The organism is Sphingomonas kyeonggiensis (assembly GCF_030812785.1).
Taxonomy (GTDB): domain Bacteria; phylum Pseudomonadota; class Alphaproteobacteria; order Sphingomonadales; family Sphingomonadaceae; genus Sphingomonas; species Sphingomonas kyeonggiensis_B.
On record NZ_JAUSTJ010000003.1, the window covers coordinates 381,736 to 397,167 of the forward strand.

The following is a 15,432-nucleotide window of genomic DNA, read 5'->3' on the forward strand; positions in this document are numbered from 1 at the left end:
CCTAAATCCAGTCCGCGAGGCCACCGCCCAGCTTGCGCCGGAGGTGGCGCCGCGCATGAAACATGCGGGTCTTCACCGTATCCACGGGGCAGTCCATAATCCCGGCGATCTCACGATACCCCATTTCGTGATAATAAGTGAGGTCGACCACCGCCCGATGATCGGGAGACAGTGTCGCCACCGCCTCCGCCAGCAACGCCTGGCGCCGTTCCTGTGCCAGCTCCTCGTCGGGGCCGGCATCGAGCGAAACCAACTCCTCGCTTCGGTCGTCCTCGACCGGCTCGTCCTGCCGGCGCAGTGCCTTCGCTGCCTTGCGATAGGCGATGGTGAAGATCCAGGTCGAAAGCTTGCTCGCTCCGTTGAAGCTTCCCGCTCCTTCCCACACCACCATCATCGTGTCGTTCAGGACTTCCTCGATCACCGGCGGACGGCGCAGGAGATTGAACAGGAATCGCGACAGTCGCCGGTGATAGATACGATAGAGCTGCTCGAACGCCTCGAGGTCACGCTCGGCGACGCGGGCAATAAGACGAAGCTCCTCCTCCTGGCCGCTGCGTGCAGCCAGATTTGCATTCCCCTCGGTCGAGCCCCGTCCGTCCAATGCGCCTTGTCCGTGCCGCATGGCCTGTTAGTGCCGGCTACCGGGGTTCCGGTTCAACCCGGCGATCGATATTCTTCGCGCAAGCTTCGCCCGAAATATCAGACGGGAGCCCTGGATCCTACTCAGCCGGCCCGGTGCCGACGTGGTGCGCTGCGCGGCGCGCCTCCAGCAGCGCGATCGCCTGATCCACCAGCTGCTCGACGCGCTCGGGCTCGAGTTCCCGCCGCAGCAGCGCGGCGTGATAGATGATGCTGCCGACCAGCGTATGGCTGGCGAAGTCCAGGTCGGCCCGCGTCGCCTGGGGGTCGATGCGAAGCAACTCGCGGCGGTAATAGTCGATCTCCTGATCCATCTGCCGCTCGGTTGCGGCGCCCAGCTCGGCGTTCGCGCGCAGGATCGCGTCCAGTCTCAGCAGCGCGCGCCCCTGATGGCCCGACATCAGCGTGCGGCACGCCATGGCATGGGCCAGCAACGCCTCGCGCGGCGTCATCTCGGGCAGGATCACCGGCTCCACCGCGCGTGAGGATTCGTCGAGGATGGTCGCTAGCAGCGCATCCTTCGAGGCGAAGCGCCGGTAGAGCGTCGCACGGCTGCAGCCCACGCTCTCCGCCAGCGCCTCGAAGGTCAGCCCCTCATAGCCATGGTCGGCAAGCAGCGCCCAGGCCGTGTCCCGGATATTGGCGTCGATCTCTCCGTCACGCGGCCTTCCCCGGCCGCGCAGGCCTTCATTCTCGGCATTCAAGATTCTTCTCGCTCCTGCAGCAATTCTGTCACGGAATATCGATACGTGACCGTCTCATAAATAAAGCGGGGTTGGAAGCATGTATAAATTTCTTCTTTGTTCCAGCATGTTGATCCTCGGTGCGGCGCAGGCCCATGCCCAGGTTCGCAACGAGTCCAATCGCATCGATTCGCCGGTGAGGGTGGCACAGGATGGTGCCGCGGCCCAGTCGGTGCCGGCCGGCGATGACACCGTAATGGGGGACGACATCGTCGTGACCGCCCAGAAGCGGGAGCAGCGGATCACCGACGTGCCGATGGCGATCAGCGCCTATAGCGCGGAGAATCTCGAGCAGATCGGCGGCACCGAGCTCAGCAAGGTCTCGGCGATCACCCCCGGCTTCGTGATCCAGCTGCAGGACAAGTTCGCGCCGGGCTTCTCGGTGCGCGGCATCACCTCGAACGATTTCCAGCCCCAGGCCGAGCTGCGCGTCGCGGTGTTCCAGGACGGCATGCCGGTCACCCAGGCGACGGCGTCCTATACCGAGCTGTTCGACATCGACCGGATCGAAGTGGAGCGCGGCCCGCAATCGACGCTGCACGGCCGCTCGGCGCTGAACGGCGGCGTGTCGATCTACCAGAAGCGCGCTGCCGACACGTTTGGCGTCGAAGCCAAGATCGCCGGCGGCAATTACAATTACTGGTCGGCCCAGGCAGTGGTGAACCTGCCGGTGAGTGACACCTTCGCAGTCCGCATCGGCGGGCTGGCCCGGCAGCGCGACGGCTTCGTCTCGGACACCCGGTCGGACCGCACCTACAACGCCGTGAACGCCCAGGCGCTCCGCTTCGCCGCGCGCTGGACGCCGAGCGACGATTTCGAGATGAACCTGATCGCCACCTATGACCGCGACGACACGCGCGGCGGCGTGCCGTTCAAGTCGCGCACCTTCCTGCCGCTCGACCAGAAGACCGGCGCGATCGTCGGCGACCTGAACTTCTGGACGCCGACGCATCTCGATACCTTCGGCAGCTTCCGCGAGCCGATGTTCAAGCGCGACATCGTCAACATCAGCAGCACGCTGGACTGGCAGCTGAACGATCGCCTGAGCCTCACTTCGATCACCGGCTTCCGCTGGGCCGACGCGTTCCAGTCGGGCGACAATGACGGCACGCCGACCAACATCATCGCCTATGAGCAGCGCAACTATGGCTATCAGGTCGCGCAGGAGCTGCGGCTGAACTTCAAGGATGTCGGCCCGTTCCAGGGCTTTGTCGGCGCCAGCGCCTTCCGCGCCGACAATGGCATGGACTTCAGCCTGGGCTATGACGAGCGCGCGATGGCGCTGCTGCTCGGCGGCCAGCTCCAGGCGCTAGCCCCGCGCGGGCTGACCAACGCGCAGATCAATGCGCTGCTCGGACCGACCGCGGCGGCGCTCAAGCCCTTCCATGTCGACCAGCAGGTCTCGCATGCGAAGATCATGACCTATGACCTCTTCGCCGACGTCACTGCCGATCTCGCCCCCGGACTGCAGCTGTTCGGCGGCGGCCGCGTGACCTTCGACAAGAAGGAAGCCTCGCTGCAGGGCCTGACGCCGCTGGGCGTCAGCCGCCTCACCGGACGCGGCCTGCTGCTGCAGCCGACCCCGGGCGGGTCCGTGGTCGAAGGCGAGAACCGCTCCAACACGCTGACCGGCCGCGCCGGCCTGCGCTATTCGCTGAGCAAGGACGTCAACCTCTATGCCGTCTACGGCATCGGCAAGCGGCCCGAGGTGGTGCAGCTGCTCAACACCGGCGTGGCCCAGATCATCCCGGCGGAATCACTGCAGTCGGTCGAGGCGGGCATCAAGACCCGCACGCTGGGCGGCCGGCTGACCGGCGACCTGTCGATCTATCACTACAGATACAGCAACTTCCAGACGCTGGGCACGGTCAACGGCACGATCGGCACGATCAACGCCGGCAAGGCCGATGCGACCGGCATCGAGGCGCAGCTGAGCTACACGCCGGTCAACGGCATCCGCCTGTTCGGCAGCTATGGCTGGAACAAGGCGCGCTTCAAGAACGGCATCTATGACGGCAACCGCTTCCGCAACAGCCCGGACAACAAATATGCGATCGGCGCCGATTTCTATGCCGATGTCGAGGGCGGGCGGTTCAGCTTCGCGCCGCTCTACAGCTGGCAATCGAAGATGTTCTTCGACGACAATAACGATCGCCCGGACCTGCAGGTCCGCACCCCGGCGGCCTATAGCGACCGCGTCGTCGACGAATATCAGGGCGCCTTCGGCCTGCTGAGCGCGCGCCTGTCCTTCACCGGCACCGGCGACCGCTGGACCTTCGCGCTGGTCGGCGACAACCTCACCGACCGGAAGTTCATCGTCGATGCCGGCAACACCGGCGACAATTTCGGCATCCCCACCTTCATCGCCGGCACCCGCCGCACCTATCGCGCCGAATTCGGCGTGAAGTTCTGACCCCGCATCCCAGGAGCAAGACCATGCGCAAGACCGCAGCATTTCTCGCCGCAGCCGCCCTGTTCGGGGCGGCGGTGCCGGCACTGGCCCAGGACCGCAGCTTCACCATCGCGGCGATCCCGGACACGCAGAACTATACCGACTACACCCACCAGACCGCCGAGGGCTTCAAGTTCGACGCGGACCGGATGTTCCTCGACCAGATGGCGTACATCGCCGCCAATCTCCGCTCCAATGGCGGTGACATCGACTTCGTCACCGCGCTGGGCGATGTCTGGCAGCACCAGACGCTGACCATCGATCCGGGCCATGCCGCGCGCGGGTTCAAGCGTGTCGCCAACCCGATCCTCGACGCGCATTTCGCGCCGACGCCGAAGGTGACCACGGTCGAGATCGCCACGGCGCGCAAGGGCTATGAGATGATCGCGGGCAAGGTGCCCTTCTCGGTGGTGCCGGGCAATCACGATTACGACGCGATGTGGACCGACTCCAGCCACCCGCCCGCGGCGAAGTTCACCGACATGTCGAGCCTGGGCATGCTGCATCCCGGCGGGCTGGACAATTTCCGCTCGCTGTTCGGCGCGGACCAGCCCTTCTTCAAGGGCAAGAGCTGGTACGTCGCCAGCCATGACGGCGGCGCCGACAGCGCCCAGATCTTCAAGGCGGGCGGCTATACCTTCCTGCATATCGGCCTGCAGTTCGATGCGCCCAACGCCTCGCTCGAATGGGCGGCCAAGGTGATCGCCGAGCATCCCGGCCTGCCGACCATCGTCTCGACGCACGACTATATGACCAAGGAAGGCGAGCGCGTCCCCAATCCGATCATCGACGGCCATGCCGTGGATGCGGAGGACAACAGCCCGCAGATGGTGTGGGACAAGTTCATCAGCCAGCACGACCAGATCTTCCTGGTGCTGTGCGGCCACGAGCATGGCCAGGCGATGCGCGTCGACAACAACCGCGCTGGCAATCCGGTGTGGCAGGTGCTCGCCGACTATCAGGACCGCCGCCAGAGCGCGATCGATGCGGGCGCGAAGATGGGGCCGGGCGAGGGGATCGGCGATGGCTGGCTGCGGCTGATGCGCTTCGACATGGGCAGCGCGACTCCGACGATCCAGGTGCGCACCTATTCGACCCACTACAAGAAGCAGAGCCGCGACACCGCCGAATATGCCGCCTGGTACAAGGCGGCGGAAAAGCCGAAGCTGAGCGACGAGGCTTTCCATGGCGAGGACGATTTCAGGATCGACCTGACCGGCTTCCGCAAGCGCTTCGGCGATCCGCGCTGATAGTGATGGAATGGGTCCGGTCGCCATCGACCGGGCCCGTTCCGTATCCGGCTGGGAGGGCTAGCGCCCGCCGATCCAGGTCGCGATGACCTGCCCCGCATCGTCGAGCAGTACGAGGTCCGCCGCATGCCCCACGGCGATGCGGCCATGGGTTCCGGCCAGGCCGATCAGCGCCGCCGGGCTCGCGCTTGCCATCTCCACTGCCGTCGCCAGGTCGAGACCGAGCATCGACATCGCGTTCCGCACGGCGGCGGCCATGTCGAGATGCGAGCCGGCCAGCGTCCCGTCGTCGCTACGGCAGGCGCCGTCCTTCACGATGATGCGGCGCCCCTGAAGCAGGAACGCGATCGCATCCGAGCCGACCGAGGGCATCGCATCGGTCACCAGCATGAAGCCGCTGCTGGGCTTGCAGCGCAGCGCCAGGCGAAGCGTCGCGGGGCTCACATGATGGCCGTCGACGATCAGGCCGCATGTCAGTTCAGGCGAATCGAGCGCGGCGCCGACCATCCCCGGCTCGCGCGAGCCGAGCGGCGACATCGCGTTGAACAAATGGGTGACGCCGCGCATGCCGGCGGCCACCGCCGCCTTGGCCTGGACATGGCTGGCATTGGTATGGCCCGCCGCGACGACGACGCCGGCGGCGACCAGCCGCTTGATGTCGGCGATCGCGACTCGTTCGGGCGCCAGCGTCACCAGCGTACGCCCGCGCTTGAGCCCGGTAAGAGCCGTGATCCCCTCGGCATCGAGCGGGCGGATCTTCTCGGCAGAATGGATGCCCTTGCGATCGACGTTGAGGAACGGGCCCTCGATATGGATGCCGAGCACCCCGGGCACGCCCGCCTCGATCGCCGCGTCGACCGCGGCCACGGCGCGGCGGATCACGTCGAGATCGTCGCTGATCAGCGTCGGCAGGAAGCCGGTGGTGCCGAAGCGGCGGTGGGCGGCACCGATCGCGGCGATGCCCTCGACGCTGGGCGCATCGTTGAACAGCACGCCACCGCCGCCATTCACCTGGGTATCGATGAAGCCGGGCACCAGCGTGCCGGGCAGCGCCTCCTGCACGGCATCTGGGGGGAGGGAGTCGGCGGGAACCACGCCGAAGATGCGCGCGCCATCGACCAGCACGGCGATGCCGGCCTGCAGCGCGCCGTCAACCAGCACGCGCGTGGGGATCAGCGCCCGCATCGGAGCTTCCCGGTCGCCTGGGCGCACGCGCACATGGTCCCGCCGCGCGGGTCGGAGAGGATCATCGGCTCAGCCGCGCGTGTCGAGTTCGGCGACGAAGTCATAGGCGTCGCCGCGATACCAGCTCGTCGTCGCCTCGATCACCCGGCCGTCCGCCAGGAACCCGCGCCGCTCGATATAGAGAACCGGCGCACCGACCTCGACGCCGAGCAGTGCCGCCCGTTCGGCGTCGCACAAGGCGGCGCGCAGCCGCTGGAGCGCGCGCACCGGGCGATTGCCGGTCGCCTCGAGCGCGGCATAGAGCGAGGAACTGACCGCCTCGATCCCGGGCAGGCCGAAGCCCGGGATGATCGCGAACTCGAGCGCCATCGGCACGTCGTCGGCATAGCGGATGCGGTGGAAGCGATAGACTTCGGTGCCGGGGCTGAGGCCGAAGGTGAGCGATTCCTCACCCGTCACCGCGCCGGATGCGCGGATCAGCCATTCGCTCCGTACGGTCCGCCCGCGCGAGGCCATGTCTTCCGAGAAGGACGAGAGCTTGGCGAACTGCTTCTCGACGCGGCTCGCCACGAAGGTGCCCGCGCCGTGGCGGCGGACCAGCAGTCCCTCGTCGACCAGCTTGTCGATCGCCTTGCGCAAGGTGATCCGCGAGACCGAGAGATCGGCGGCCAGGTCCCGCTCGGCGGGCAGGGCTTCATTGGGCTTGAGCAGGTTGTCGCGCAGCGCCTCGCGCAACGCGTTCTCGAGCTGCCGGTATAGCGGCCCTCTCCCCGGGCCATCGAGCGGCCTGATCTTTTCTGCCAGCAGCGGCATCGCTTCCCCATAATCGGCTGTGCGCCTTATGCAACACTAGTACCACTAACGTACCATTGTCAGCAGAAAATTGCACTGGACTGTAATCCCAATGTAAGAATCCGTCTTGACGACCCCCATTGGCTGAGGAATGGTACGGGTATTGGTACGCGACTGGTCTACCAGCGACGTACCACAAAGAATCAAAAGAAGCATAAGCAAGTTCAGAAACATCTGACCAAGGGGATGAGACATGGGGATCCGGGGATTTCTTATCGGCACGGCCAGCGCCATGGCGCTGCTCACCGGCGCCGCGCACGCACAGACCAGCGACACCACTGCCCAGCCCGCCGATGAAGGCGAGATCGTCGTCACCGGCTTCCGCGCCTCGCTCGCCCAGTCGATCGATGCCAAGCGCAAGGCCGATTCGATCATCGACTCGGTCTCGTCCGAAGATGTCGGCAAGTTCCCCAACACCAACGTCGCCGAAGCGCTGACGCTGGTTCCGGGCGTCACCGTCGATCGCCAGTTCGGCCAGGGCGAGAAGGTCTCGATCCTCGGCACCGATCCGGCGCTGAACCGCACCCTGCTCAACGGCCAGACCGTCGCTTCGGCCGACTGGTTCATTCTCGATTCGCCGGGCCGCACCTTCAACTACGCGCTGCTCGCGCCGCAGCTCGTCAACCGCGTCGACGTCTACAAGTCGCCCGAGGCGCGCATCGACGAAGGATCGATCGGCGGCACCGTCAACGTGCTCACCCGCAAGCCGCTGGAGCTGAAGCCCTTCGTGGTCGCCGGCTCGCTCGGCTATCTCTACAACGACCGCTCGGAGAAGGGCGACGTCCAGGGCTCGGCGCTGGTCAGCTGGCACAATGCGAGCAAGACCTTCGGCATCCTCGCCTCGTTCCAGCGCGCCAAGGATCGCCTGCGCCGCGACGGCCTGGAGAGCTATGGCACGATCACCGCGGACTTCTGGGCCGGCAAGAACGACGCCGGCACCAGCTCGATCACCACGGGCAACTGCACCGCCACCTGCGCGACCACGCTGACCGCGAACCCGGGGGCCAAGTTCCCGAACGCCTTCGGCACTTCCTATTTCGAGCAGAACCGCGAGCGCCTGACCTATTCGGCTACCGCCCAGTGGAAGCCGGTCGACGAGTTGACCATCACTGCCGACTGGCTGCGCATCGACGCGACCTATGACAATCTCAACCAGTCGATGTACGCCTTCCCGGGCAATGTCTGGAACAGCGCCGGTTCGCTGACCGGCCTGACCGTCGACAACGGCATCGTCACCAAGGCGAGCTTCAAGAACGCGCTGTCGGTGCTCGATGCGCAGTACCGCGTCGCCGAGATGCACTCGCAGACATTCCGCGGCCAGATCGGCTGGGACGACGTGCATTGGGACCTGAATGTCGAGGGCGGCGTGTCCGATGCGGACGGCGGCACCAAGAAGCAGGTGTTCCTCGAGTTCCTCAACTGGGCCGACTATACCGTCGATATCAGCGGCGCGCCCGACAAGCCCGGCACGCTGACCTATGGCAGCAACGTGCTCGGTAACCCCGCGGCCTTCGCCACCGATCCGGGCTGGAGCGGCAACCTCGTCAACAAGCCCACCACCGACAAGGAGCGCTACGGCCAGGTCGATCTCGGCCTGAAGTTCGACGGCTCGCTGAAGCGCTGGTCGTTCGGCTACAAGTATCGCCACCACGAGACCGGCCAGGAATATGCCGGCATCGCGCTGACCGGCCTCTCGGTGCCGGCGAGCAATTTCGACACCCGCCCGGTCAAGGACAATTACCTGTCGGGCTTTGACGGCATCAACGACCAGATGGCCGGCCGCTTCATCATCAACGGCGATTCGATGGTGGACTATGTCCAGGGCCGTCCGAACCTGCCGACCCCGTCGATGTTCGCCGCCGCCGAGTTCACCGCCGGCAACTGGAACATCAAGGAAGACATCCAGGCGCTCTACAGCCAGATCAACTTCGAGCAGGGCGCCCTGCGCGGCAATATCGGCGCGCGCTATGTCCACACCAAGACCGAGAGCGCGGGCTTCGTCTGCAAGCCGGGTGCCGCCTGCAACGCGCAGGCCGACTGGATCTGGCAGACCACGACCCGCTCGTACGACAATGTCCTGCCGAGCGTGAACATCGCGGTCGCGCTGCAGAAGGACCTGACCTTCCGCTTCGCCGCTGCGCAGGTGATCGCGCGGCCCAACTATGCCGACATGTCCAACTATTTCTGGCTTTCGGACCAGATCGGCACCGGCGGCGGCGGCAACCCGAACCTGAAGCCCTACGAATCGACCAACTACAATGCGTCGCTCGAATGGTATTTCGCGCCGCGCGCGATCCTGGCGGCCGAGGTGTTCTACAAGGACATCGGCAACTACATCCTGCAGAAGACTGCCCGCGAGCAGTATTTCAACCAGTTCGTCGGCGCCGTGACCACCTACAACATCAGCCGGCCGTTCAATGCGGGCTCGGCCAATGTGAAGGGCTTCGCGATCGCCTATCAGCAGAGCCTGCCGCTCGGCTTCGGCCTGCTCGCCAACTACACCTATGCGGACGGCAAGGGCGAGGCGGGGGCGGACCTGCCCTACAACTCGAAGCACCAGGCGAGCCTCAGCCCGTTCTTCGAGAGCGGTCCGGTCGCCCTGCGCGCAACCTATACGTGGCGTTCGAAGTACTTCACCGGTATCGACCGCGGTGACCAGATGTACGTCCGCGACAGCGCCAATATCGACGTGTCGGCGACGTACAACATCACCAAGGAGATCGGGCTGACCGTCTCGGGCATGAACCTGACCGACAGCCAGTACTACGCCTATGCCAACACGCAGGCGCTGCCGCGCGGCGTGTACAAGAACGGCCGCAAGCTGCTCGCGACCGTCAATGTGAACTTCTGACCCTCCAACCCCTGGGCCGGCGGCCGGACGCGCAATCGTCCGTCCGCCGGCCCTTTTTCTTTGCAATCATGCGCCGGCCGCCGAGCCGCCGGACCACCGGATTCGGATAATGCTATCCGTAGTGGCACCGAAGCATGGTTTATCAATCCGTTCATCTCACTGAATTTACTGGTTTTCGATGCTTCAGCACGCGCTCCCCCCGGAACGGGCCGAAAGTCACGACACCAGCACGCCGCCGACCTGGGACAGGGTAAGGCGGCTCGAGGCGCTTGCCCGCGCCCAGGTCCGGCTCGCCGAGACGCAGCTCGACCTTGACCATTTCATGCAGGTGGTGGTCGAGGAGCTCGGCCTCCTGATCGAAGGGGCCGGCGTGGTCGTCGAGCTGATCGACGGCCGCGATCTTGTTTACACGGCGGCGAGCCCGTCGATGCGGACGTTCCTCGGATTGCGGGTGAAGCGGGCGGGCAGCCTCTCGGGCCTTTGCGCGGCGCAGGGCGAATTGCTGCTCAGCAACGACACCGCGACCGACGATCGGGTCGACCGGGCCGCCTGCCAGCGCACCGGCGTGCGGGCGATGATCTGCGCGCCGCTTCTCGACGACGGGCTGGCACGCGGCGTGGTCAAGGTCTGCGCTTCGACGCCGCACCGCTTCGGCGAGGACGATGTCCAGGCGCTGCGCCTGCTCAGCGCCATGCTCTCCGCCGAGATGCGCAAGCAGCTCCGCTTCGACGAAACCGAACGCGATCTCGCGCAGCGGACGGCGGCGGTGGAGCAGCTCTCCCGCGAGGTCGGCGAGCGCGCCGCTCTCGAGGCCTCGCTGCGGGCGAAGGAAGAGCGCCTCTCCGGCATCATCGGCAACGCGCACCAGGCGATCGTCACGATGACGAGCGAGAGCATCATCACCTGCTGGAACCGCCAGGCCGAGCTGACCTTCGGCTGGTCCGAGCAGGAGGCGATCGGGCGCGACCTGGCCGAGCTGATCATCCCGGCGGAATTGCGGGACAGCCACCGAGCGGCGCTTTCCCGTTTCGTCGCGACCGGCGAAGGCACGCTGATCGGGAGCCGGATCGAGGTCCAGGCGCTGCATCGCACCGGGAAGTCCATGCCGGTGGAACTCGCGATCAACGCGGCGCACACCCAGGAGGGCTGGGAATTCACCGCGCTGCTGCACGACATCTCCGAGCGCAGGAAGCGGACCGAGCAGTTCGAGAACGCGTTCAACCACGCGCCGATCGGCATGGCGCTGGTATCGGCCGAGGGCGGCTTCCTCCGCGTCAACGAGGCGTTCGTGCGCATCGTCGGCTATGCGCCGGACGAGATCGCCGGGCTCGACTTCCAGACGATCACGCATCCCGCCGATCTGGAGGCGGATCTTGCGCAGCTGGCCGACCTGATCGCCGGCAGGATCGGCAGCTACAAGATGGACAAGCGCTATGTCCACAAGACCGGACGCGAGGTCTGGGTGCGGCTCTCGGTGTCGATGGTCGAGGCCGAGGACGGCAATCCTCCCCATTTCATCGCGCAGGTCGAGGACCTGACCAATGCGCGCGAAGTGGAGAACCGCTACCGGCTGATGGCGCGCAACTCGACCGACATGATCACGACGACCGATCTGGAGGGGCGCATCACCTTCATCTCGCCTTCGTGCGAGAAGATCATGGGGCTCAACCCCGCCGACCTGCTCGGCCGGCCGGCGTTTGATTTCGTGCACGCCGAGGATCTTCCGGCGCTGCGCCGCGAATATGGAACGCTGATCCGCACCGGCACCGCGGAGCGGGTGCGCTGGCGCTCGCAGCGCGCCGATGGCGAGTGGATCTGGCTCGAATCGAGCATCGGCATCCTGCACGACGCGCAGGATGCGGCGATGACCGGCTTCATCGATGTCGTCCGCGACGTGACCGACCGCAAGCGGCGCGAGGACGCGCTGGCCGCGGCGACGCTCAAGGCGGAGCAGGCGGTGAAGTCGAAGTCGGACTTCGTCGCCAATGTGAGCCACGAGCTGCGGACGCCGCTCAACAGCATCATCGGCTTTTCCCGCCTGCTGGACGAGGCGCCGGAGCTGCGCGACGAGACGCGGCAGCGCGTGCGGCTGATCCACAATGCCGGCCAGGCGCTGCGCGGCGTGATCGACAATGTGCTCGACTTCTCGAAGCTGGAGGCGGAGGCGCTCGAGCTGAACTCCGTCTCGTTCGACCTGCACGCATTCGTGCGAGAGACCGTGGCGCTGATGGAACCGCAGGCAGCCGCCCGGGACATCGACCTGCGTGCGCTTGTCGGGTCGGACGTCCCGGCCTGGATGGAAGGCGACGATGCCCGGCTGCGCCAGGTGGTGCTCAACCTGTTGTCGAACGCGATCAAGTTCACCCATGAAGGCTCGGTGACGCTCACCGCCTGGACGACCGGGAAGCGGAGCGACCAGCGCCTGCGCGTCGAGGTGCGCGACACCGGTGCCGGAATCCCGGCGGAAAAGGCCGCGACTTTGTTCAACCGGTTCGTCCAGGCGGGGCCGGCGATCGGCGCGCATTATGGCGGCACCGGCCTTGGTCTCGCGATCAGCCGCCAGCTGATCGAGCTGATGCAGGGCGCGATGGGCCTGTCGAGCGAAGTCGGCCAGGGATCGACCTTCTGGTTCGAAATTCCGTTGCGCGAAGGGCGCCCGATCGCCGTGCGGGGCAAGGCCGAGCGGCGACCGCTGCTCGACTTTTCCGGCAAGCGGATCCTGGTCGTCGACGATGTCGACCTGAACCGCGAGCTCATGCTGGCCACGCTGTCGCGCTACGGGTTCGACGTGTCGCTTGCGGCCGACGGGGCGGAGGCGGTCGAGGCGGTGCTCGGCGGCAGCTTCGATCTGGTGCTGATGGATTGCCAGATGCCGGTCATGGACGGCTTTGCGGCGACCAAGGCGATCCGCGCGGCGCAGGCGCCGCAGAGTTCGGTGCCGATCGTCGCGCTTACCGCGAGTGCCCAGGCGGCGCATCTCGACCGGTGCAGCCAGGCCGGCATGAACGACCAGCTCACCAAGCCGCTTGACGAGCGCCAGCTGGAACGGGTGCTGGCCGAGCAGCTGCCGCCGGCGGAAGAGGAGGCGCGGCCCGAGGCGGCTGTCGCGGAGACGCCGGCTGCGGCGCCCAAGCCCTCGCTCGAAGCGCGCTATCTCGCGCGCAAGATCGCCACGCTGACCAAGATCGCCTCCGCGCTCGAACAGGGCGCGATCAGCGATGCGGCGAGCGACGAGATTCACGCCCTGGCGCACCAGCTCGCGGGGATCGCCGGCATGTTCGGCCAGCCGGAACTCGGCGACCTGGCAAGCCGGCTCGAGGAAGGGCTGGAGCGCTGGTCGTGCGAGGAGCGGCTCGAAGAGGTGCGCGCTCTCTACCGCGAACTGCTGGCGGCCTGCTGACCGGCTACTGCGCCTGCCCATAGGATGCATAGTCCGCCGCGACCTGCGCTTCCATCCGCGTCGCGGCGGCGAGGTCCGCTTCCGCATCGGCAGTGCGGCCGAGGCGTTTGGCCGCGATCCCGCGGCCATAGAGCGCCGACGCCATCTTCGCGTCGCCCTTCACCGCCTTGTCGTACAAGGTCCAGGCATCCTGCCACCGCTTCTGCTGGAGCGCGACCAGGCCGGCGCTGTCGTAGCTGTTGGGTTCCGCTGCCAGCGCCAGGGCCTGATCGCATTGCGCACGGGCCTTGTCGAACTCGCGTTTCAGATAGGCGGCGCGCGTCCAGCAGGCGGAATTGAAGCCGACGGCGTATTTGGGTGCGCGCGCGGTGAGCGCATCATAGTCGCGCACCGCATCTTCGTGCCGTCCCAGATCCTGATAGAGGCCGGCGCGCCGTTCCAGCGCGATGGCAAGGGTCGGATCGATCGCCAGCGCGGCGGTGAAATCGGCGATCTGGCTTTCGGCCGGTCGCTTCAGCACGCCGCGGACGATGCCGCGACGATAAAGGGTGAGCGCGTGTTCGGCCGTATCCGCCATGCCGGCCTGAATCGCCCGGTCGAAATCGGCGAGCGCTGCCGGCCATTGCTGCTCGCTGCCGACGATCCGCGCGCGGACCGAATAGGCATAGCCGTTGCCGGCATCGAGCTTGATCGCCTTTTCCACCGCGATACGGGCATTGGCCTTGTCGCTGCGCCGCAGCTGGGCGTCCGCCAATCCCGCATGCACCATGCTGCGCCACTGGGCGGTGAAGCCGGACACGCCACGCGCGGCATCGAGCCTGGCCATCGCCGGATCCTGCGGGGCTTCGGCGATCTTGAGCGCACCGGTGAAGTCGGCCGCCGCATCGTCGGCCGCGTCGTTCCGCAACAAGGCTGCGCCACGAACCGCCAGCGCCCGGGCCCGAGTCGCATCGGGCACCCCGAAATCGGCCGCGATCAGTTCGCGGCACGCCGACACTTCCTGCTTGAGGCAGCGCTCCTCGTAGAGTCCGCGGACATAGTCCGACATGCGGCCCTGGGCGGCCGCAGTCCCGCTGACCAGCAGCGCAATCGAAACACAGGCGATCCGGATCATAAGGCCCCCCTCATCGGCAAAACGCCATTCCAGCCGCGATGCATAGCAAGGACGTCCGGAGCGGTCATTCAACCATGTAAGGGGGGCGAGGCATCTCCGCTCGCCGTCAGAACGCCGAGCGCACCGTGCCGCCATCGACCCGGATCGTCGCGCCGCTGACATAGGCTGCGAGCCCGCTGGCCAGATAGGTGACGGCAGCCGCGATCTCTTCCGGCCGGCCCAGGCGGCCGACATCGTTCGGCACCAGATCCTTGACGCAGCCGCGCTCGATCTCCTCCCAGCTCTCGCCCCAGCCCTGCTTGGGGGCAATCTCTTCGAGCAGTTTGCGCACCGACGGCACCAGGATGGCGCCCGGCGCGACGATGTTCGAAGTGACGCCCGTGCCCTTGAGCTGGCGGGCGAGCGACACGGCCAGATTGTGGCGTGCGGCGAGCGAGGCCTGATAGTCGGGATGCATGGTCGCCGGCTGCTCGGCGAGCCCGCCGCCGATCTGGATGACGCGTCCCCAGCCGCGCGCGACCATCGGCGGGACGATGCGCTGGATCATCCGGACGGCCGAGAAGACATTCACCTCGAAGGTCTCGGCCCATTTGTCCGGCGTCGCGCTGTGCCAGTCGAGATGATGATAATAGCCGGCATTGTTGACGAGGATGTCGATCGCGCCGCCGGCAAGGGCCTGCTCCGCGACGGCATCGGCGCCTGCGTCATTGGCAAGGTCGCCGATCGCGATATCGGCGACGCCGCCGGCTGCGACGATGTCTGCCGCGACCTTGCGGGTCCGCGCTTCGTCGCGGCCGTGCACGACCACCGCGGCGCCCTCGGCGGCGAGCATGCGGGCAATGGCTTCGCCAAGGCCCGACGATGCGCCGGTGACGAGCGCCCGGCGCGTTTCCAGTTCGGTCTTCATCCTCAAATCTCCTGATGCTTGCGATGCACTGGAGATGGG

General features: G+C 66.6%; 10 protein-coding genes. 4 read left to right on the forward strand and 6 right to left on the reverse strand.

What is annotated here, in order from left to right; all coding sequences use genetic code 11:
* Position 1: 1 nt before the first annotated feature.
* Together J2W22_RS19665 and J2W22_RS19670 are read right to left on the reverse strand one after the other, a co-directional pair.
* Positions 2–601: an RNA polymerase sigma factor gene (locus tag J2W22_RS19665; protein WP_307119975.1), complete on the reverse strand. Its 600-nt coding sequence runs from the start codon at positions 599–601 to the stop codon at positions 2–4.
* Positions 602–719: 118 nt separating this feature from the next.
* Positions 720–1,343 (reverse strand): TetR/AcrR family transcriptional regulator, encoded by a 624-nt coding sequence (locus tag J2W22_RS19670; RefSeq protein ID WP_307119976.1) that lies wholly within the window; start codon positions 1,341–1,343, stop codon positions 720–722.
* A gap of 106 nt (positions 1,344–1,449) precedes the next feature.
* Here J2W22_RS19670 and J2W22_RS19675 point away from each other — a divergent pair, with 106 nt between their 5' ends.
* Positions 1,450–3,795: a TonB-dependent receptor gene (locus J2W22_RS19675; protein ID WP_307119977.1), complete on the forward strand. Its 2,346-nt coding sequence runs from the start codon at positions 1,450–1,452 to the stop codon at positions 3,793–3,795.
* Positions 3,796–3,818: 23 nt separating this feature from the next.
* Positions 3,819–5,084 (forward strand): metallophosphoesterase, encoded by a 1,266-nt coding sequence (locus tag J2W22_RS19680; RefSeq protein WP_307119978.1) that lies wholly within the window; start codon positions 3,819–3,821, stop codon positions 5,082–5,084.
* A 60-nt stretch (positions 5,085–5,144) separates the two neighbouring features.
* Here J2W22_RS19680 and nagA read toward each other — a convergent pair whose 3' ends face one another.
* Both nagA and J2W22_RS19690 read right to left on the reverse strand, forming a co-directional pair.
* Positions 5,145–6,269: an N-acetylglucosamine-6-phosphate deacetylase gene (gene nagA, locus J2W22_RS19685; protein ID WP_307119979.1), complete on the reverse strand. Its 1,125-nt coding sequence runs from the start codon at positions 6,267–6,269 to the stop codon at positions 5,145–5,147.
* 69 nt (positions 6,270–6,338) lie between these two features.
* Positions 6,339–7,082 (reverse strand): GntR family transcriptional regulator, encoded by a 744-nt coding sequence (locus tag J2W22_RS19690; protein WP_307119980.1) that lies wholly within the window; start codon positions 7,080–7,082, stop codon positions 6,339–6,341.
* A gap of 232 nt (positions 7,083–7,314) precedes the next feature.
* On the opposite strand from J2W22_RS19690, the gene J2W22_RS19695 reads away from it, so the two are divergent.
* A complete protein-coding gene (locus J2W22_RS19695; protein WP_307119981.1) occupies positions 7,315–9,972 on the forward strand; it encodes a TonB-dependent receptor in 2,658 nt (885 codons plus the stop codon).
* A 178-nt stretch (positions 9,973–10,150) separates the two neighbouring features.
* The gene (locus J2W22_RS19700) at positions 10,151–13,372 is read left to right on the forward strand and encodes a PAS domain S-box protein (protein ID WP_307119982.1); all 3,222 of its coding nucleotides are present in this window, start codon (positions 10,151–10,153) and stop codon (positions 13,370–13,372) included.
* Positions 13,373–13,376: 4 nt separating this feature from the next.
* Here the strand turns inward: J2W22_RS19700 and J2W22_RS19705 are convergent, their stop codons facing one another.
* A complete protein-coding gene (locus J2W22_RS19705) occupies positions 13,377–14,486 on the reverse strand; it encodes a tetratricopeptide repeat protein (protein WP_307119983.1) in 1,110 nt (369 codons plus the stop codon).
* Between the two features lie 106 nt (positions 14,487–14,592).
* Complete coding sequence (locus J2W22_RS19710) at positions 14,593–15,393, reverse strand: SDR family NAD(P)-dependent oxidoreductase (protein WP_307119984.1); 801 nt, start codon at positions 15,391–15,393, stop codon at positions 14,593–14,595.
* Positions 15,394–15,432: the final 39 nt, after the last annotated feature.